The sequence below is a fragment of the Pseudomonas sp. DF11 genome, from assembly GCF_058148565.1.
In genome coordinates this window covers 913,326-931,796 of record NZ_JBYVYN010000001.1, presented here as the reverse complement: position 1 = coordinate 931,796, position 18,471 = coordinate 913,326, and the positions used below count along the sequence as shown (strand labels likewise).

The following is an 18,471-nucleotide window of genomic DNA, read 5'->3' as shown; positions in this document are numbered from 1 at the left end:
TTTCAATTGAAACCAGTTTAGCGCCAAGGAGGCGTGCATGACAGCAGATGCCGACTGTTTCATCCAGCAGCCTTCGGGAAATCCGCGCAAAGAGGGCGCTTGCGCCCACGCCACCGGTTCCTTGAACGAACAGCATTGTCCGGGGCTTTCGCCATCGCTCACGTTATTGTTTTCCGTGACCTGCGCACTGGCCGTCGCCAATGTCTACTTTGCCCAACCCTTGCTCGCCTCGATGGCCGAGAGCCTGGGCGTCGCTTCTGGGGTGATCGGGGTTGTGGTGACGGCGACTCAGGTGGGTTACGCGCTGGGTTTGATGTTCATCGTTCCGTTGGGAGACAAGATCAACCGTAAACGGCTGGTTTTCGCGCAATTGGTGCTGTCTGCGATTGTGCTGGCGGCCGTCGGCGCAGCCCGGCATTGGTTGGCTTTGCTGGGCGCCATGAGCGTGATGGGCTTGCTGGCGGTGGTCGTCCAAGTGCTGGTGGCCTATGCCGCCGTGTTGTCCTCGCCCTCCCAGCGGGGGCAGGCCGTGGGAGCCGTCACCAGTGGCGTTGTCCTGGGGATTCTCCTGGCGCGGTTTACTTCCGGGGTGATCGCCGATCTGGCGGGTTGGCGTGGGGTTTATTTCGTGTCCTCGGGTTTGATGCTGGCCATCGCGGCGGTGTTCTGGGCTGCGGTGCCTGCCGCCGTGTCGCCCTGTAACCGACAGCCCTACCTGGCGCTTATCCGCTCGCTGTTCATGCTGTTCGTGACCGAGCCGATGCTACGGACCAGGGGGCTACTGGCCTTACTGATCTTTGCCGCTTTTTCGGTGTTATGGACGGCCATGGTGCTGCCGTTGAGCGCCGCGCCGCTGTCGCTTTCGCACACGGCCATCGGCCTGTTTGGCCTGGCGGGCGTCGCCGGGGCCCTGGCGGCCAGAAGGGCCGGTCGTTGGGCCGATCAAGGCTTTGGGCAACGTGTTACCGGCTTGTCGCTGGGGCTCCTGACGCTTTCCTGGTTGCCCATCACGTTTGCCGAAACCTCCTTGATCGCGCTGGTCTGCGGCGTGGTGCTACTCGACTTCGCGGTACAGGCCGTGCACGTCACCAACCAGAGCCTGATTTTCGCTGCACGGCCCGACGCCCAAAGTCGCATGGTCGGCGCCTACATGTGTTTCTACTCGGTGGGCAGTGCACTGGGCGCGGCTGCCGCGACCCAGGTCTATGCGCTGTGGGGCTGGATGGCGGTCAGCCTGCTGGGCGCCTTGATCAGCCTCGCCGCGTTGGCGCTGTGGATGGCCTCGATGCATTTTTCAACGACCCTGCCTGGAAGATCAGCATGAAAATCGGACACCTGTTACTCGCCATCTCGATAACGGCTATATGGGGCGTGAACTTCTCGGTGATCAAGCTGGGCCTCATCGCCGTCGATCCGCTGGTCCTGGCGGGTATTCGCTTCACGCTCTGCGCATTGCCGGCGATTCTTTTCATTCCGAAACCCGATGTGCAGTGGCGCTATATCGTCGGCTACGGCCTGGTCTTCGGTATCGGGCTCTGGGGTGTCGTCAACATGGGCATCAAGGCCGGTCTTTCAGCCGGCATCGCGTCGCTGGTGCTTCAGTTCAGCGCGTTTTTCACCATTGTGCTGGGTTCGTGGGCCTTCAAGGAGTCGATTTCCCGTTACCAACTGGCGGGTATCGGTATCGCTTGCTGTGGCTTGTTGAGCATCCTCTCGATTGCTGATGGCACCGTGACGACGACCGGGTTGTGCCTGGCGCTACTGGGGGCAGTGGCTTGGAGTGTGGCCAATGTCATCAGCAAAAAAGCCAAGACCACCCAGGTCTTCGCGTTCCTGGTGTGGTCCAGCGCGTTTTCGCCCATCCCGCTGTTCGCGCTGGATTATGCGGTGAACGGTTCGACGGGTTACAGCGCGTTGGTGAATCAACTCGACTACCGCGCCGTCCTGTCGATCCTGTTCCAGGTCTACCCCAATACACTGTTCGGCTACTGGGTGTGGAACTCACTGCTGAAACGCTATCCGGTGTCTACCGTCGCGCCCTTGTCGCTTTTGGTGCCGGTGTTCGGCCTGCTGGGTTCGGTGCTGATTTTTGATGAGCGCCTGTCGCTCAACAAACTCATTGCCGTCGTGCTCATCGTGGCGGGGCTTGGTGTCGGCTTGTACGGACAGCGTGCCCTCACTGCGCTCAAGCGTTCGGTACGAATGGGTGACCTTTCGCGGTGATCATCGATCCAGGGGTTCGGCCTCGCTTCATTGCGGCCACTGTTCAAGCAGGATCGAGACGAATTTCTCCGCGGCAGGGGAGAGCGATGAGCCCCGACGGTAGACCAGGCCCAGCGAGCGGTTTACCACCGGCTCGATCAGCGGCACGCTGACCAGGGTTGGATGATCCCCGGCCGGCATGGCCAGGCTGGGCATCGCCGAAACGCCGAGGCCAGCCTCCACCAGCCCCAACGACGTAGACAAGTGCTGCACTTCGTAAAACCATTGTGGGCGCCAGCTCAGGCCCGACAGCGCGTGGTCCAGCAGCATGCGGTTGCCGCTCAGGCGACCGACGCCGATCAGCCGATAATCGCTGAGTTCCGACCAGGTGATCGCACTGCGTCCAGCCAATTCATGGTCGCGTCGGCAGGCCAGCACAAAGGGTTCGTTGACCAGGGGCACGAACTCAATGTCCGGGTGCTGGCCGCTCATCATGTTGATGCCGAAGTCGGCTTCGCCGCGCAGTACCGCCTCGAGCCCCTCGTTGGCGCTGAGGTCGAGCAGGCGGATGCGGATTTTCGGGTAGCGCTCGTTGTAGAGGCGGATCACTGACGGCAGGAAATAGAAAGCCGCCGTGGGAATGCAGGCCAAGGTCACCCGGCCGATCTGCCGCTCCGCCAGTTCGCGAATGTTGAGAATCGAGTCGTCGAAATCATCCAGCAAGCGCCGCGCCTTGGGCAGGAAATCACGGCCGACACTCGTCAGGCTGACCTTGCGGGTCGTGCGATCGAGCAAAGCGGTTCCCAGGCCTTCCTCGAGTTTTTTCATCCGCCGACTCAATGCCGGCTGGGACAGGTGCAGCGCATCTGCGGCCTCGTGGAAACTGCCCAATTCGGCGATTTTCACGAAAGATCGGATGTCCTGAAGCTCATATTCCATTTGTTTTCTCACCGAGGTAAGGCAATGCGCGATGCCAGTCATCGTAAAGTAATTCATTTGTGAAACGCAATAATCGCTCCGATCTTTGCATTGGAAACACTTTTCAAACCCTGCCACTCTTGTGTCCAGAGCATCAATTATTCAGATTGATTAACAAGAGTTAGTATTCATGCAGCGAATTCCTTGTGTGTTAATGCGCGGCGGTACGTCCAAAGGCCCGGTATTTCTCGCCTGGGATCTGCCGGTCGCCATCGCCGAACGTGATGAGCTGCTGCTCAACCTGATGGGCTCCGGCCATGAGCTGGAAATCGATGGCATCGGCGGCGGCAGTCCACAAACCAGCAAGGTGGCGATCGTCAGCCCATCGCTGCACCCTGACGCCGATGTCGACTATTTGTTCGTCCAGGTCATGGTTTCCCAGCGTCGGGTCGATACCGCACCCAACTGCGGCAACATGCTCTGCGCCGTTGGCCCGTTCGCCATCGAGCAGGGATTGGTCAAGGCTTCGGGCGAGCGGACTCGGGTGCGTATCCGCAACCTCAATACCGGGACCTTCGTCAATTCCGAAGTGCAAACCCCAGGTGGCAAGGTCAGCTATGAGGGCGATACCGCCATCGACGGCGTGCCTGGCACCGCCGCTCCGGTGCAACTGACCTTTCTCGACGCCGCGGGCAGCAAGACGGGGAAACTCTTCCCGACCGGGCAAACCCAGGACCTGATCGACGGCATCCCGGTGACCTGCATCGACATGGCGATGCCGATGATGATTGTTCAGGCCAGTCAGCTGGGTAAGCGCGGCGATGAAAGCCCCGCCGAACTGGACGCCGATAAAGCCTTCCTGCAGCGCCTGGAGGCCTTGCGCCTGAAAGCCGGCCTGGCCATGGGCCTGGGTGATGTCAGTGACAAGGTCATTCCCAAGCCGGTACTGGTGTCTCCGGCCAAGTCCGGCGGGACGGTCCAGGTGCGTTATTTCATGCCGCACAACTGTCATCGCGCCCTGGCGATCACCGGTTCCATCGGCCTGGCCACCGCATGCGTGACCGAGGGCAGCGTCGTCGCACAGTTGCTCGGCACCGTCAGTGAGCCGCGCTTGCAACAGGTTCGTATTGAGCATCCAAGCGGAGGTATCGATGTCGTACTGTCCTACACCGGTGAAAAGGGTGAGACCATTCAGGCCTCGGTAGTACGTACTGCGCGCCGGCTCTTCTCAGGTTACGTCTACGCCACGACGGCCCAGCGGCTGGCCGGATAGCCCCAGGCCGCCAGGGGTCTTTTGCATCAGAACAATTCTAAAAATGGGTGATGCCATGAAAGTTGTAAAATCGCTCTACTTCCAGATCATCTGCGCCGTGCTGCTGGGCGTGATCGTCGGGCACTTCTGGTCGCAACAGGCAATCGCCTTGAAGCCGCTGGGCGATGCCTTCATCAAGCTGATCAAGATGATGATCGCGCCGGTGGTGTTCTGCACCATTGTCACTGGCATCGCCGGCATGAGTGACAAGCGCTCGCTGGGGCGTCTGTTGAGCAAGACCATGCTGTTGTTCCTGGCGCTGACGGTGATTAGCCTGATCATCGGCCTGGTGTCGGTCTACCTGTTCAAGCCTGGCGCGGGGATGAACATCGACCCGACGCAGTTGAGCACCAAAGGACTGTCGCAGTACACCGACTCCGCCGCGAAACTGAGCGTGGTGGACTTCTTCATGCACATCATTCCCGACACCTTCATCGGCGCCTTCAATAAAGGCGAGGTGTTGCCGGTGCTGTTTATCGCGGTGCTCTGCGGGTTTGCCCTGTCGTCCCTGGGCGAGCGCGGCAAGCCTGTGCTGCAGGTGCTGGAGTCAGCTTCGCACATGGTGTTCAAGATTTTCTCCTACCTGATGCGTTTCGCTCCGATCGGCGCTTTCGGGGCCTTGGCCTTCACGGTGGGGCAGTACGGCATCACGTCGCTGGGCTCGCTGGCCAAGCTGATCATGACCTTGTACATCGCCTGCGCCTTCTTCGTCTTCGTGGTGCTGGGCGGTATTTGCCGCGCGCACGGTTTCAGCCTGTGGAAGCTGTTGCGTTATCTGCGTGAGGAGTTCCTGGTGGTATTGGGGACGTCCTCGACCGAACCGGTGATGCCGCGGATGTTGGAAAAACTCCAGGCCCTGGGTTGCAAGAAAGGCGTCGTAGGGCTGGTGCTGCCGACCGGTTACTCGTTCAACCTCGACGGTACGGCGATCTACCTGTCACTGGCGGCGATCTTCATTGCCCAGGCCTGCAACATCGACCTGACGCTGACCCAGGTCATCACCATGCTGGCGATCATGCTGCTGTCGTCAAAGGGGGCCGCGGGTGTGACTGGCAGCGGGTTTGTCGCCCTGGCCTCGACCTTGACGGTCATCCACGACATTCCCCTGGCGGGCCTGGCCCTGTTGATCGGGATCGACCGATTCATGTCTGAAGCGCGGGCGTTGACCAGCCTGGCGAGCAACGCCGTCGCGACCGTGGTGATCTCCCTCTCGGAGAATGCCTGTGACCGCGAAGTCCTGCTGCAGACCCTGGATGGCAAACCTGCCCTGACGCAATCCCCGGCAACGGACTCGAGCTGGGACGGCGCGAAGGTCGCCAAACACATCTAGCCGTTCACGGCTGATTCGACAGCACCGCGTAAGCTTATTCAATCCCTCTGCGCCAGGCACACCTTCGCGTGTTGCCTGGCGGGTGGGAGGGCGTGCGCCTGGGTGTCTGCCAAGCTACTCATAACAACAAGAGATCTGACATATGCTCGCTTTACTTGGCTTGGCCATGGTGGTGGTCTTCACCTTCCTGATAATGACCAAACGCTTGTCTCCGATCGTCGCCCTGACGGTCGTGCCAATAGTCTTTGCGGTGATCGGCGGTTTTGGCGGTACCACCGGCAAGATGATGCTGGATGGCCTGAAAATGGTCGCGCCGTCGGCGGCACTGCTGTTGTTCGCGATCCTGTTTTTCGGCCTGATGATCGACGCCGGCCTGTTCGACCCGCTGATCCGCAAGATCCTCAAGCGGGTCAATGGCGATCCGATGAAAATCGCCGTGGGCACCGCGCTGCTGTCGCTGTTGGTGGCGCTGGATGGTGACGGCACGACAACCTACATGATCACCTGTGCCGCGATGTTGCCGCTGTATAAGCGCATCGGCATGAATCCGATGATCCTGGCAACCATTTCCATGCTCTCCTTGAGCATCATGAGCGGCATGACCCCTTGGGGCGGCCCGGCGACCCGTGCGATCGCAGCGCTGGGCCTGGATGCCGGCGAGTATTTCGTGCCGTTGCTGCCGACCATGATCGGTGGTGCGGCGTGGGTGGTGTTCACGGGGTTCCTGCTGGGCCGTGCCGAGCGCAAGCGCATCGGTAACGTCCAACTGCAAAGCGGCGGTGGTGACTGCTATATCAACGCGATCATGGAGGACACGCCGCACAAGCGTCCGAAGCTGGCCTACGTCAACCTGCTGCTGGTGGTCGCGGTGATGGTCGCGCTGGTGATGGGGATCATGCACTCGGCGATCCTGTTCCTGATCGGTTTCGTCCTGGCGCTGATGATCAACTATCCGCAGCTGGATATTCAGAAGGAACGCATTCTCGCCCACTCGGGCAATGCCATGACCGTGGTCCTGCTGGTATTTGCCGCGGGCATCTTCGCCGGGATTTTTTCCGGGACGAAAATGGTCGATGCACTGGCACAAACCCTGGTCGACTGGATTCCGCCTTCCTGGGGCCATCTGTTCCCGCTGGTGGTGGCGATTACCAGCATGCCGCTGACCTTCGTGCTGTCCAACGATGCCTACTACTTCGGTGTCGTGCCGATCCTGGCCAATGCCGCGGCGGCCTACGGGATTGATCCGGTGGAAATTGCCCGGGCCTCCATTCTCGGCCAGCCGGTGCACCTGATGAGCCCATTGGTGGCCTCGACCTTGTTGCTGGTGGGTATGGTCGACCGTGACCTGGGCGACTTCCAGAAAGCCACCGTCAAATGGGCGGTGCTCACGTCCCTGGTGATTACCGCGCTGGCTCTGCTGACCGGGGCGCTGACCCTGTTTTCCTGATTCACCCGACACCTTAGCTTCTTGCCTGACACACCCCCGCAAGCGGGTGTGCGCCGGCCTGCACGCCAAATAACAACAACGAGTAACTCGAATGACCACTTTGCTTACCCGCGGGGCTTTGTTTCCAATCCTTGGGCTGTTGCCCCTGGCCACGGCCAGCGCTGAAGGTTTTATCGACGACAGCAAGCTCAAGCTGCAATTGCGCAACGTCTACTTCAACGAAAATTTTCGCGACGAGCACGGGATGAGTGCACGGGCGGCGAGGACCGCCAAGAGTGAGCGCACCGAATGGGCCCAAGGCTTCCTGCTGGATTACCAGTCGGGCTTTACGCCGGGCACCATTGGCTTCGGGGTCGATGCCCTGGGCCTGCTCGGGGTCAAGCTCGACTCAGGGCGTGGCCGCAGCGGTACCGGCCTGCTACCGGTGCATGACGATGGCCGCGCCGCCGATGAGTTCGCCAGTGCGGGTATGACCGCCAAGGCCAGGCTGGCCAAGACCACCCTCAAATACGGCACCTTGCTGCCCAAGACCCCGGTGCTGGTCTACAACGATGCGCGACTGTTGCCCCAGACTTACCAGGGCACCCAGATCACCAGCAGCGACATCGACAACCTCACCCTCACCGGCGGGCATCTGGAGCGCTTCAAGCTACGGGACTCGAGCGACAGCATGCCCATCGTGCCCGATGGCTATGGTGGCGATGAGTCTGGTGACTTCAGCTATGCCGGCGCTGACTACAAGCTGGGCAAGAACATCCGCCTGAGCTACTTCTATGGTGAGCTGGAGAATTTCTATCGACAGAACTTTGTTGGCATCCAGCATGATCTGCCCCTGGGCGCCGGGGTATTGACCAGCGACCTGCGCTACTTCAACAGCGTCGATTCGGGGTCGGCCTACGGCGGCAAGATCGACAACGACATGCTCAGCGGGTCGCTGTCCTACGCCGTTGTCGGCCACACATTGAGTGCTGGTTACCAGACCCTCAGTGGCGAGGCAGGTCTGCCTTATATCAGCGGTGCCACGGTGTACTCCTTCAGCAACGTCGGGATCGGCAAGTTCATCGAGGAAGACGAGAAGACCTGGATGCTCGGTTACGGCTATGACTTCGCTCGCCTCGGTGTGCCCGGCCTGACGTTTTCCACCCGCTACCTGAGCGGTAATGACGGCAAGTCCAACACCACGGTCAAAGAGTGGGAGCGTGACGCCGAGATTGCCTATGTGGTGCAGCAGGGCACGTTCAAGGGGCTGGGGGTGAAGCTGCGCAACTACGTCTATCGTTCGGATTATTCACGTGGTCGTGACAGCAACCGGATCTACTTCACCTACGACATCGCGCTTTGGTAGGTGATGCAGTTTACCTAAGAAAAACGATGGACCTGTGGCGAGGGAGCTTGCTCCCGCTCGGCTGCGAAGCAGCCGTGAACCGGTGGGTGCGGTATGTCTGTTTACGCGTTCGGCAGGTTTGGGGCCGCTTCGCGACCCAGCGGGAGCAATCCCTGGCCACGGTTTCCTCAGTGGCCTCGGGTTCGTCACGGTGGTTCGGTTCGATTCTTTGCGACATCATGGCGTCAATCAACTTTGGGCAAAACCCTCATCGAGACCGCTGTGGATCGAAACCTGGACCGACGCAACAACCTTTCCCTGGATGGCCTGAACTTCTTTCTCGCGGATGTGCGTGATGGGTTGGGGCCGTACCTGGCGATCTACCTGCTGGCGGTGCATCGCTGGGACCCGGCCAGCATTGGCGTGGTGATGACAGTGGCGGCGATGGCCGGACTGGTTGCCCAGGCGCCCGCTGGAGCGCTGATCGACCGGGTGCGCAGCAAGCGCGCCGTGGTGGCCGTGTCGGCCTTGTTGGTGACGCTGGGCTGCCTGGTGCTACCGTTCACTTCTTCCTTCGGCCTGGTGGCGTTGACCCAGGCGCTCGGCGCCGTGGCGGCGTCGGTCTTCGCGCCGGCAATTGCGGCGATTTCCCTGGGCATTACCGGCGCCAGGGCCTTTACGCGGCGTACTGGACGCAACGAAACATTCAACCACGCGGGCAATGCCTGCGCGGCGCTGCTGGCGGGTGGGTTCGCCTGGTTGTTCGGTCCTATCGCGGTGTTCTACCTGATGGCCGCGATGGCACTGGCCAGCATCGTAGCGGTCAGTTGCGTGTCCGCCGAGGCCATCGACCATGATGTGGCCCGGGGCCTGGAGGTCGGTCAATCAATGCAGGGCCCGGTACCCTCGGCGCTGCGCGTGTTGCTGGATAACCGTACGCTGCTGTTGTTCGCCATTTGCTGCGGGCTGTTTCACCTGGCGAATGCGGCGATGCTCCCGCTGGTCAGTCAGAAGCTCGCTCAGGCCAATGCACACCTGGCCACGCCGCTGACGTCGGCCTGCATCGTCGCCGCGCAACTGGTCATGGTGCCTATGGCGTGGCTGGTCGGCGTCAAGGCCGATGTCTGGGGACGCAAGCCGTTGTTGCTGGCCGGCTTCCTGATCCTGCCCATTCGAGGTGTGTTGTACGTGCTCTCGGATGACCCCTATTGGTTGGTGGCGGTGCAGTTGCTCGATGGTATCGGTGCCGGTTTGTTTGGCGCGCTGTTTCCCCTGGTGGTGAAGGACCTGACCCAGGGCACCGGACGTTTCAACGTCAGTCTCGGAGTGCTCTCGACGGTGTTCGGGTTCGGCGCGGCGTTGAGTAACAGCTTGGCCGGTTTTGTCGTGCAAGGGGCCGGCTACAGCGCCGCGTTCCTGACCCTGGCGGCGATTGCCGCGCTGGCCTTCGGCCTGTTGCTGGCGCTGCCCGAGACCTTCGTGCCTAGACGCGTTTCACAGCCCGGTGCCCCGGCACACCTTTGATGGGGGAAGGGACGTTGCTCGATGGTGAGCTGACCCAATCGATGCTCATAGAGGTTGATCAGAACTTCTTAGGCACGGGCAGGGGCAGGTCAAAACAGCCATGGTCAGGCGTGCGCCGCGCAGGCAATGGAACTAGCGAAACGAGCTCCTCTTCGACGATTTGATTGTTCATGGCCAGCTCCAGCTCGGGGCAGTCGATGCTGAGCCAGTCACCGTGTTGGAGCGGCACATTCGCAGTGCGATGGCTCAAGCTGTGAAACACGTAGTGGACCAGTCCGGGCTCGAGAAACTGCTCGTGTTTCTCCAGGAACTCTTGGGAATATCGGCGCAAACTCTGCCAGCGATGCAAGCTCATCCGATGGTGACTTGCCGTCAAGGGTTGGCCATCGCGTTCTATCTGGACGTTGATGGCCAGATCAGCCTGCAATTCCCCCACGATCAAGGCCGGGGCAATCGCACAGGTACGCAAGTGGGCATGGGTTGAAGAAATGGCGTCACGGCTGTGCAATACATGATCGTGAATATCGTTGCCCAGGGTAAAACCAATGAAGCGCAGCGCGCCAAACTGGTCGACCCAGTAAAGGCAGACAATGCACGGCTCGCTACTGATGCTTTGTGAATGATAAGGCACCTGCAAAGGGTCGCCGTCGGTCTTGAGCAGTCGACCGTTGCCTTTGTAGTACCAGGCTTGTTCTGTCTTGGCGGTACAGAGGGTGATTTCGCTGATCTGAACCAACAGATTGTTATCGGGCTTTAGCGGCGGTCGGTATTTCACCGCCGCTGGCGTAAGCGGGTAGGGCGTGGACGGCAGGCCCTTTAGATAGGACTCCCAGTCCATATTCCGCTCAGCACAATGGGCCAGGGCTTCATAAAGATTTCCCTGGGGAGGGCGCACTTCCCGACTTTGACCGGATTTGAAGTCAAAGACACCAAGGCCTCCTTGCGGCACTGGAGAGTCCAGCAACATCACATAATGGGTCATTACTTATCCTCCAGGGTCAAGCGTGCGGATAGGGGGGCATAGTCCTTGAGCCCGTTGAAGACCGGGTTGGCCTCTTTGAGCCACAAGGACAGCAACCCACCGGTCAAACTTCCGGCCAGTGCCAGGAACAGGATTGCGGTGAGGCCCCACGTCATGGCGATGTAGCCGGCGATAACAGGCGCGACGCCTCCGCCCAGGATCTCTCCGCAGCCCACCACCAGCCCTGTCGCGGTGGCCAATAAACTGGGCGGTACTGATTCGCTGGTCAGCGGGCCAACCGTTATGCAGATCAGGCTGAAGTTGATGAAGGACAAGAAAAATAATTGAAGAAACAGTAGCCAGGGCAGCGCAGGGCTGATGATCAATAAGCCCACTAACAATGCGCTGACCATGAAGCAGATGGAAACCACGGGCTTGCGACCCAGTTGGTCGGACAAGCCGGGAATGACCAGTTGGCCAAAGAAACCACCCAGGCCAATGGCGGAAATGATCATGGCCATGGAGAAATTGCTCAGGTGCAGAATGTCGGTCAGGTAGCTGGGGAGCAGGGCACACAGCACGAACTGGCACGTCAGGATGCACAGCATCAAGGCAATATTGAGCCGCACATTGCCGCTGGACAGGGCCGTCCTCCACTGGCTTCTGGAGGCGCGAGCAATCGACGCCGTGCTGGGCGCCTGGGTGGGTTGGTAAGTTTTATAGAGATACCAGGCCACTAACAGGCCGGGTAACGAAATGATAGCGAACACGGCACGCCAGGATCCGAACACTTCCAGCAAGACGCCGGCCAGCAGCGGTCCGAGGCACAGGCCGATGATGGGGAACAATGCCTGTTGAATACCCAGATTGAGTCCGCGCCGGCAGGGCTGCGAGACTTCATCGGTAACAATGATACTGACCGGGGTGAATGCACCTTCACAGACGCCCATCAAGGCACGCAAGAGCACCAGGCCCACCAGGCTGGTGATCAATGCGGACGCACCGGCCAGGAGGGATAGCAGGGTGATCGACAGCACCAGCAACTTCTTGGTGCCCAATACCCTGATGGCGGCACCCATGAACAGGGCCGAGCCTCCCCATGCAAATGCCAGGATGGCCGACAGCATGCTCAAGTCCTGATAGTCCAGGGCCAAGTCACGCATGATCACCGGGAACAGCGGCATGATGATGAACCTGTCCAGTCCTACCAGCCCGAAGCTCAGCGACAAAAGTATGATCATGCGTCTTTCATAGCCGCCCCAAGGTCGAGCGACCAGATACTTCATCTCCATGTTCTTTCCCCTTCTTTCCCTAGCGCTTTCGAAGCTCTCTCGAACGAGGTTGAACGCCTGCGATCAATACGCCTGTAGCCAGGGGCAGGTGTGCCCCTGGCTGGGTGCTGGTGTTTTATCCGGTCTGTCAGGCGACCCACTTGCCCACGGCCATTTCAGCGGTGAAACCCGGGCCGAAGGCCGCCAACATGCCCGTCGCGCCATTGTCAGGTCCGCTGTCGAACTGGCGCTTGAGCACATCGAAGACCACCACGCTGGCGATGTTCCCGGCTTCGCTCAAACTGTCGCGGGATTGCGCGACCCTGCCGGGTTCCAAGTCCAATTGCAGGACCAGTTCATCAAGAATTTTCCGTCCGCCTGTATGGAAGATGAAAAAATCATTTTGAGCGCAATGTTGATTGAAGGTCTCGTAGTTCAATTCCTCCATCATGGGTGCGACATCTTTAATGGAGTTCATGACCGCCTTGTCCAGGGTAAAGTGAAAGCCACTGTCTTTGACGTCGTATTTAATATAGTGCTCGCTATCAGGCAGGAAATAAGACCCCGTCTTGGCGATCTTGAAACCAGGCGCCTGATCGTCGGCTCGCATTACGCAGGCCGATACAGCATCGCCGAATAATGCCGCTGAGATGAATGCGTGCAACTTGGTGTCCTGGGGTTGATAGCAGAGCGACGAGAACTCCAGGGAGACGATGAGCACATGGTTGTCCGGCGCGAGGCTGGCGAAGTCATTGGCTCGATTGATCGCCGCAGCGCCTGCCACGCATCCCAATTGAGCGATAGGCAGTTGTACGGTCGACGTTCGCAGGCCCAGGTCGTTGATCAAGTGGGCCGTCAGCGAAGGCATCATGAAACCCGTGCACGATGTCACAGCGACCATTCGAATGTCGTCGGTGGTCAGCCCGGCATTCTCGATGGCTTGGCGCGCCGCGATGGATGACATGCGGCGGGCCTCGCGCTCATAAACAATGCTGCGATGGGTGAAGCCGGTATGCACCGCCAGTTCATCGATGGGCAGGACCAAGTATCGTTCGTTCACCTGTGTGTTTTGAATCATGCGTTTGGCAAGAGCCATTCTCGGGTGATCATCATGCAACTGCTCTAGATGCTCGATCATTTGTTGCTGGGTGATCTTATATTGCGGGAACAGCAGACTGGGTTTGCAAAGAGTAGACATGACAAGTCCTCGGCTAAAAGCCAATAAAGTTAGAAACATGTTTAAGGCAATAACAGCAAAGCTGGACTCTGAAAGACAGAATCAAAGCAACGGGCTTGGAGGCCAAAAACTTGACTGTTGTTATCAATAACGCGGGGTATGGCGGCGTCTAAGTTTGTTATTTCACCAATACAAACTTATAGGCATATTGCCAGGCCAAGTTACTTTCCCGGACATGTTTTCGAATGACCATGCGCACGGGCGCACCGCTGACGACTTGTCGCGGATCGATGACGTCTACTATTTCCGAGGCAATCACCAGACCGTCATCCAGGCGCACCATCGCCATGAAGCGGGGCACGGTTTCGCCGTAGCCCATGGCCGCAAGAATGGGGTTCTCGGCGTGTGCGCTGACCTGGATAGTGCCGGTGCGCGCGCAGCGATACGGTTCTACATTCAACGAGTTGCACGCGCCGCAAACTGTGCGCCGAGGGAAGAAGATTTCTTCGCAATCCTGGCATCGGCTGCCTTCGAGGCGGTATTTGCCACCGTGTTCGCGCCATTCGCGCAACATGCTGGCGGTGGTCATGCGGTGAATTTGTTCAGGGTAAAGGGACATGGTCGGCTCCTTAATCGTTGGAAAGCACAATGACGCTGTTGTGCGCGGCGTAACCGCCCAGGTTTTGCGAGACGCCAATACGCGCGCCTTTGACTTGATTGTTGGACTCGCCGCGAAGCTGCCGGAACAATTCAGTAATGTGCAAAATCCCATCGCAACCGGAAGCGTGGCCGCGTCCGATGTTGCCGCCGTCAGTGTTCAGGGGAAGTTGCCCATCAAGGGCTATGCCGCCTTCCAATACAAAGTCGCCTGCCTGGCCTGGACCACATACGCCCATGGACTCCATTTGAATCAACCCGGCGCCCAGCAAGTCGTAGACTTGCGCCACATCGATATCCTTTGCGGTGATACCGGCTTTTTTGTAGGCGATTTCGGCGCAGGCCAGCGAGTTGGCGGAAACCGCCATGCCGACATCTTTTGGCAGCCCCGGAAATTGCAACGTCGGGTTGTGATAGCGAGTGCCGAAATAATGCGACACACCGGTGTAGGCACAGCCACGGACAAATACCGGTTGGGTCGTGTAGCGGTGCACAAGGTGTTCGGCAACCAGGATGGCGCAACCGCTGGCTTCACCCCAGGCCAGCATGGAGCCGCATGCTTCGCTGCTTTTGAGTGTTTCGAGAGACGGGATCGGCACGCCATAACGGGTAGCCGTGGGAGTGTTATGGGCATAAATGCGCATCTGCCGCCCGAAAGTGGCCAATACATCCGCTTCGCGTCCTGCATAGCCGTACTTTTCAAAATATTCGGCGGTCGCCAGGGCGAAGGCGTCTGTGTGAGAGATGCCTAGAAAATAATCGTATTCACACTCAGTGCTTGAGCCAATGTACTCGGCATAGTTGAAGTGATCGGTCATTTTTTCAAAGCCGCCACACAGAACGATGTCGTATTCACCTGAGGCGACCATTTGGTGAGCCATCTGGAAAGACACCGAACTGCTGGTGCAGTTGGCCGTACTCATGAACGTGGGGGCAGGGCTGATTCCCAAGGCATCGGAGATGGTTGGGCCCAGACCTCCGTATTCAGAAATACCTTCACCATGGTACCCATAGGCAACTGCCTGAAGTTCGCGAGGGTGCATCTTGATGGCGTTGAGTGCCTGGTAGGCGGACTCGACGATCATCTCCTTGAAAGTCTGGCGAACTCTGGAACTGCCAGGTTTAGGGGTATAGGCAGCCGAAACGATAGCAACGCGTCGTGCGCACATAAAAAGGTGCTCCTTGCTGGATGATTGGAATCAGAGATAGGCCGTCAGGGCATAGTCGGGCCGCAAGTATTTGAACTCGTACTTGATCGACGTCCCGTAATCCACGTAGTACTTATCCTCCAGCTGCGTGCGCAGCGGAACGTTGGTCTTTTGATAGGCTTCGATGGCATCGGTGACGGTCAAGGCGATGGCATCGCTGCCCGCACCGAAGCCATAGGAAACCACCAGGATTCTTTCGCCAGGACGCGCTTGATCGAGTACGTTGACCAAGCCCAGTAAAGGACTCGCGGCTCCAGCATCGCCGACACTCTGGGCGTAGATGCCAGGTTCGATTTGGGCCTTCGTGAATCCCAGGTGCTTGCCGAGAGAGTAGGGGGTCGACACCAGGTTTTGTTGGAAGACGACGTAATCGAAATCATCGGCTTGCGCATGGATCTTGGCCATCAATCCCGAGGCGGCGCGGCGAGTCTGGTCCTCGAGGCCGATACTGTTCTTGTCCGAGCCCAATCCCATTCCCGAGCGGATATAGCGGTCCCCTTGAGGCCTGATGTTGTCAGCGACATCCGCCGCGCAAGAAAAACTTGCGTCAAAATGCGCGATCACATTTTCTGTCCCCAACAGCAAGGCCGCGGCCCCGGCTCCGGCATAGGACTCCGTCAAGTCACCGGGGGCGGTGTTGCGGTTGATCGTATCGGCACCCACCGCCAAAGCGTTGCCCACCATGCCCGACGCTACCAAGGCGTATGCGATCTGGAGGGCGCTGGTGCCTGACTTGCCGGCAAACTGCACGTCTGCGCAAAAGGCGTCATAGCCGCAGCCGAGCATTTCCAGGATGATTGCGGCCGAGGCCCGGGAGTCATAAGGATTAGTGCAGGTGCCGAGATAAAGCGCTTCGAGAGAACAAGGTGGTGCCTTGTCCAGCGCGCGTTGGGCGGCGAGGACACCCAAGGTTATGACATCTTCGTCGGGTTGCAGGACGGCCCTTTCAATAACGCCCAATTGGCCCTTTACCAAACTCAGATCGGTGTTTTTCCACACCTGGATCACGTCGTCCACCTTGAGCCGGCAGACCGGGATACCCGCGCCATAGCTCACAATTCCTACCTTATTCATGTGTACATCCTCCAGATTCCGTTCTTTCACCTGTTGGCCGGGGGCCGTGACAAGCGCATGAAATATTTAGAAACTATCTATTGGTGCCCGCAAAGTGATACTGGCGCTCCTATGCCCGTAAATAGGCAGGTTCACAAGGCGGAACCTACCGGTCAGCATGTGAACAATGGGTTTATTCTTGTACAATTGTTATGTATGATACGAAACGTGCCGTATCGTTAAGGTTGCGTTAAAATTTTATGACTTTCCTTCTCCGATTTCCCTACATAGAGGCAATAAGCGCTCCAGAGGCCCGCTGCTAAGCAGAAGCTGAGATCAAATAAACATACAAAACGAAACGATCCGTTTCATTGCTTTTCGAGAGAATCCTATACCCTGAGTCTCTTTTGTCAAGCGCCATATTGGAGATTTTGAATTATGGCCCGTAAACCATCTCGGAGCTCCATTGGCTCATTGAGGAGCCCTCACACGCATAAAGCGATCATTATTTCCGCCATAGAAACCCTTAAGGAGTGCGGTTATTCGGGGTTGAGCATCGAGGCGGTGGCTCGCCGTGCTGGCGCGAGTAAACCGACCATCTATCGGTGGTGGGGTAACAAGGCAGCCTTGATCGCCGAGGTCTACGAGAGTGAAAGCGAGCAGATTCGCAAAGAGCCTGATAAAGGCTCCTTCAAGGAGAACCTCAATTTCTTGCTGCTCAATCTATGGAAGGTCTGGCGAGAAACGATTTGCGGGGAGGCTTTTCGGTGCGTCATCGCTGAGGCCCAACTCGATCCCAGTACGCTGCCAAAACTGAAAGATGAATTCATGGAGCGGCGTAGGGAGTTGCCTCGCAAGCTGGTGGAAAATGCCATTCAGCAAGGCGAGTTGCCAAAGGATACGTCGCGTGAACTGCTTTTGGACATGATCTTTGGGTTCTGCTGGTATCGGCTGTTGACTGAGCAGTTGGAGGTGGAAGCGGATATCAATGAGTTCACGACACTTCTGCTGAACGGGGTATTGCGCCCGACTTCGGCAGCGGTTCAGGGCGCCGCCGAAGCCTGATTATCGGGTGGGGTTGTCCTTACTTTGCGCCACTGAATTGCGCATGAAGGCTCGGCAGGATGCTGGCCAGGTGATTGAACTCGCACATGTCATGCACTGCAAATTCATAAGCCAGGGTTTCCAACTCCACTTCCCCCAGGCCGCTTTCTTCCAGGAGCTGGGCGGCTCGCTCGGCGCCTGGGAAACGCTGCATGGCAGGGTGGCTACCGACCCAGTAACGGCTCGTCAGGTACAAACCTTCCGGGCATTCCTTGAACAAGTGCGCCATCAGCGACACCGGCACTTGCGGTTCGTGGGCCAGGCTCATCAAGGCGCTAACGCTGCCGTCTATCTTGGATTCGCGATACAGATCCGGACAGAAGCCCAGCTCGCAGGGATCCCTGAAATGAATGTGCAGGTGCATGAGACGGTCGCCGACGTATTCAGAGGCGCAAAAGGTATTCCCATACAAGCTTTCCTCAAAGCTCAAGGTAGTGTCGCTGAGACGCTCGTGATGAACGCAGGGGTTTTCCACATGGGCATAAGGAAACCACAAGGTGTAGCGTTCAGCCTCCAATGGATGCCACATGAACCACCACTTGAGCATCTCAGCTGTGCAGTTGGGAAAAAACTTGCGGCTTTGCACATAAGCCATCGGCCCTGGCAGCAAGGCGTAGCCTGCCTCTTCGCTAATGAAATCAGCAGCGAGCATGCGGTTGAGGTCTTCAATACTGGGCGTCAAGGTGTCAGCCAGCGGCATGGGGCCTTGCTGTATTTTTTCGACAGCACTGAGCGGCACGCTGATCTTCGAGCGGAAAAATTCGGCGTAGGGTTTGCCTTGAATGGCCTGTTGATTGGCCAGGAACTGCTTCTGCATTGGCAATGAGAAGTAGGTGAAAGGTGTCATTACGCGCGCTTCCATGACGATATTTCCTTGATAGTGCGTGAGAAGCCGCGGCATCGGCTGCGAAGTCCTCACGCGGTGTTGTAAAGGGACAATGACGGGACCAAAATAGGTAGACTGAAATAAAAAGTCAAATTTG

General features: G+C 58.4%; 16 protein-coding genes. 8 read left to right on the top strand and 8 right to left on the bottom strand.

Going from position 1 to position 18,471, the window contains the following annotated elements; all coding sequences use genetic code 11:
• Window positions 1–37 precede the first annotated feature (37 nt).
• Window positions 38–1,324: an MFS transporter gene (locus AC30D9_RS03810; RefSeq protein WP_490143458.1), complete on the top strand. Its 1,287-nt coding sequence runs from the start codon at window positions 38–40 to the stop codon at window positions 1,322–1,324.
• Complete coding sequence (locus AC30D9_RS03805; protein WP_134924743.1) at window positions 1,321–2,223, top strand: EamA family transporter; 903 nt, start codon at window positions 1,321–1,323, stop codon at window positions 2,221–2,223. The genes AC30D9_RS03810 and AC30D9_RS03805 overlap by 4 nt, the downstream gene beginning before the upstream one ends.
• 27 nt (window positions 2,224–2,250) lie before the next feature.
• Here AC30D9_RS03805 and AC30D9_RS03800 read toward each other — a convergent pair whose 3' ends face one another.
• Entirely contained in the window at window positions 2,251–3,141 is an 891-nt protein-coding gene (locus AC30D9_RS03800) for a LysR family transcriptional regulator (protein ID WP_134924742.1), read from the bottom strand.
• A gap of 169 nt (window positions 3,142–3,310) precedes the next feature.
• On the opposite strand from AC30D9_RS03800, the gene AC30D9_RS03795 reads away from it, so the two are divergent.
• The 5 genes from AC30D9_RS03795 (at window position 3,311) to AC30D9_RS03775 (ending at window position 10,057) form a co-directional block, all read left to right on the top strand.
• On the top strand, window positions 3,311–4,393 hold the full coding sequence (locus AC30D9_RS03795; protein WP_116832724.1) for a 4-oxalomesaconate tautomerase: 1,083 nt from the start codon (window positions 3,311–3,313) through the stop codon (window positions 4,391–4,393).
• Between the two features lie 43 nt (window positions 4,394–4,436).
• Window positions 4,437–5,762, top strand: coding sequence for a dicarboxylate/amino acid:cation symporter (locus AC30D9_RS03790; RefSeq protein ID WP_490143457.1), 1,326 nt, complete (start codon window positions 4,437–4,439; stop codon window positions 5,760–5,762).
• A 142-nt stretch (window positions 5,763–5,904) separates the two neighbouring features.
• Window positions 5,905–7,209, top strand: a complete 1,305-nt coding sequence (locus tag AC30D9_RS03785; RefSeq protein WP_116832722.1) for a CitMHS family transporter — start codon at window positions 5,905–5,907, stop codon at window positions 7,207–7,209.
• 91 nt (window positions 7,210–7,300) lie between these two features.
• Window positions 7,301–8,554, top strand: a complete 1,254-nt coding sequence (locus AC30D9_RS03780; RefSeq protein WP_134924739.1) for an OprD family porin — start codon at window positions 7,301–7,303, stop codon at window positions 8,552–8,554.
• A gap of 261 nt (window positions 8,555–8,815) precedes the next feature.
• Window positions 8,816–10,057: an MFS transporter gene (locus AC30D9_RS03775; protein ID WP_490143456.1), complete on the top strand. Its 1,242-nt coding sequence runs from the start codon at window positions 8,816–8,818 to the stop codon at window positions 10,055–10,057.
• A gap of 58 nt (window positions 10,058–10,115) precedes the next feature.
• Here the strand turns inward: AC30D9_RS03775 and AC30D9_RS03770 are convergent, their stop codons facing one another.
• From AC30D9_RS03770 to AC30D9_RS03745, 6 genes are all read right to left on the bottom strand, one after another.
• Entirely contained in the window at window positions 10,116–11,039 is a 924-nt protein-coding gene (locus AC30D9_RS03770) for a fumarylacetoacetate hydrolase (RefSeq protein WP_490143455.1), read from the bottom strand.
• A complete protein-coding gene (locus AC30D9_RS03765; RefSeq protein ID WP_490143729.1) occupies window positions 11,039–12,304 on the bottom strand; it encodes an MFS transporter in 1,266 nt (421 codons plus the stop codon). The genes AC30D9_RS03770 and AC30D9_RS03765 overlap by 1 nt, the downstream gene beginning before the upstream one ends.
• 133 nt (window positions 12,305–12,437) lie before the next feature.
• Entirely contained in the window at window positions 12,438–13,487 is a 1,050-nt protein-coding gene (locus AC30D9_RS03760; RefSeq protein WP_307571895.1) for a type III polyketide synthase, read from the bottom strand.
• Window positions 13,488–13,644: 157 nt separating this feature from the next.
• Window positions 13,645–14,085 (bottom strand): Zn-ribbon domain-containing OB-fold protein, encoded by a 441-nt coding sequence (locus tag AC30D9_RS03755; RefSeq protein WP_014337947.1) that lies wholly within the window; start codon window positions 14,083–14,085, stop codon window positions 13,645–13,647.
• Between the two features lie 10 nt (window positions 14,086–14,095).
• On the bottom strand, window positions 14,096–15,292 hold the full coding sequence (locus AC30D9_RS03750) for a thiolase family protein (RefSeq protein ID WP_134924731.1): 1,197 nt from the start codon (window positions 15,290–15,292) through the stop codon (window positions 14,096–14,098).
• Window positions 15,293–15,322: 30 nt separating this feature from the next.
• Complete coding sequence (locus AC30D9_RS03745; RefSeq protein ID WP_307571896.1) at window positions 15,323–16,405, bottom strand: hydroxymethylglutaryl-CoA synthase; 1,083 nt, start codon at window positions 16,403–16,405, stop codon at window positions 15,323–15,325.
• A gap of 417 nt (window positions 16,406–16,822) precedes the next feature.
• Here AC30D9_RS03745 and AC30D9_RS03740 point away from each other — a divergent pair, with 417 nt between their 5' ends.
• On the top strand, window positions 16,823–17,449 hold the full coding sequence (locus AC30D9_RS03740) for a TetR/AcrR family transcriptional regulator (RefSeq protein WP_109753234.1): 627 nt from the start codon (window positions 16,823–16,825) through the stop codon (window positions 17,447–17,449).
• A 19-nt stretch (window positions 17,450–17,468) separates the two neighbouring features.
• On the opposite strand, the gene phlG is transcribed toward AC30D9_RS03740, so the two are convergent.
• Window positions 17,469–18,350 (bottom strand): 2,4-diacetylphloroglucinol hydrolase, encoded by an 882-nt coding sequence (gene phlG / locus AC30D9_RS03735; RefSeq protein ID WP_163858143.1) that lies wholly within the window; start codon window positions 18,348–18,350, stop codon window positions 17,469–17,471.
• Window positions 18,351–18,471 lie beyond the last annotated feature (121 nt).

Bases quoted from the DNA above. Each gene is read 5' to 3' on its own strand.
- AC30D9_RS03810 (WP_490143458.1), top strand. From the start codon at position 38: ATGACAGCAGATGCCGACTGTTTCATCCAGCAGCCTTCGGGAAATCCG.
- AC30D9_RS03805 (WP_134924743.1), top strand. From the start codon at position 1,321: ATGAAAATCGGACACCTGTTACTCGCCATCTCGATAACGGCTATATGG.
- AC30D9_RS03800 (WP_134924742.1), bottom strand. From the start codon at position 3,141: ATGGAATATGAGCTTCAGGACATCCGATCTTTCGTGAAAATCGCCGAA.
- AC30D9_RS03795 (WP_116832724.1), top strand. From the start codon at position 3,311: ATGCAGCGAATTCCTTGTGTGTTAATGCGCGGCGGTACGTCCAAAGGC.
- AC30D9_RS03790 (WP_490143457.1), top strand. From the start codon at position 4,437: ATGGGTGATGCCATGAAAGTTGTAAAATCGCTCTACTTCCAGATCATC.
- AC30D9_RS03785 (WP_116832722.1), top strand. From the start codon at position 5,905: ATGCTCGCTTTACTTGGCTTGGCCATGGTGGTGGTCTTCACCTTCCTG.
- AC30D9_RS03780 (WP_134924739.1), top strand. From the start codon at position 7,301: ATGACCACTTTGCTTACCCGCGGGGCTTTGTTTCCAATCCTTGGGCTG.
- AC30D9_RS03770 (WP_490143455.1), bottom strand. From the start codon at position 11,039: ATGACCCATTATGTGATGTTGCTGGACTCTCCAGTGCCGCAAGGAGGC.
- AC30D9_RS03765 (WP_490143729.1), bottom strand. From the start codon at position 12,304: ATGAAGTATCTGGTCGCTCGACCTTGGGGCGGCTATGAAAGACGCATG.
- AC30D9_RS03760 (WP_307571895.1), bottom strand. From the start codon at position 13,487: ATGTCTACTCTTTGCAAACCCAGTCTGCTGTTCCCGCAATATAAGATC.
- AC30D9_RS03755 (WP_014337947.1), bottom strand. From the start codon at position 14,085: ATGTCCCTTTACCCTGAACAAATTCACCGCATGACCACCGCCAGCATG.
- AC30D9_RS03750 (WP_134924731.1), bottom strand. From the start codon at position 15,292: ATGTGCGCACGACGCGTTGCTATCGTTTCGGCTGCCTATACCCCTAAA.
- AC30D9_RS03745 (WP_307571896.1), bottom strand. From the start codon at position 16,405: ATGAATAAGGTAGGAATTGTGAGCTATGGCGCGGGTATCCCGGTCTGC.
- AC30D9_RS03740 (WP_109753234.1), top strand. From the start codon at position 16,823: ATGGCCCGTAAACCATCTCGGAGCTCCATTGGCTCATTGAGGAGCCCT.
- phlG (WP_163858143.1), bottom strand. From the start codon at position 18,350: ATGGAAGCGCGCGTAATGACACCTTTCACCTACTTCTCATTGCCAATG.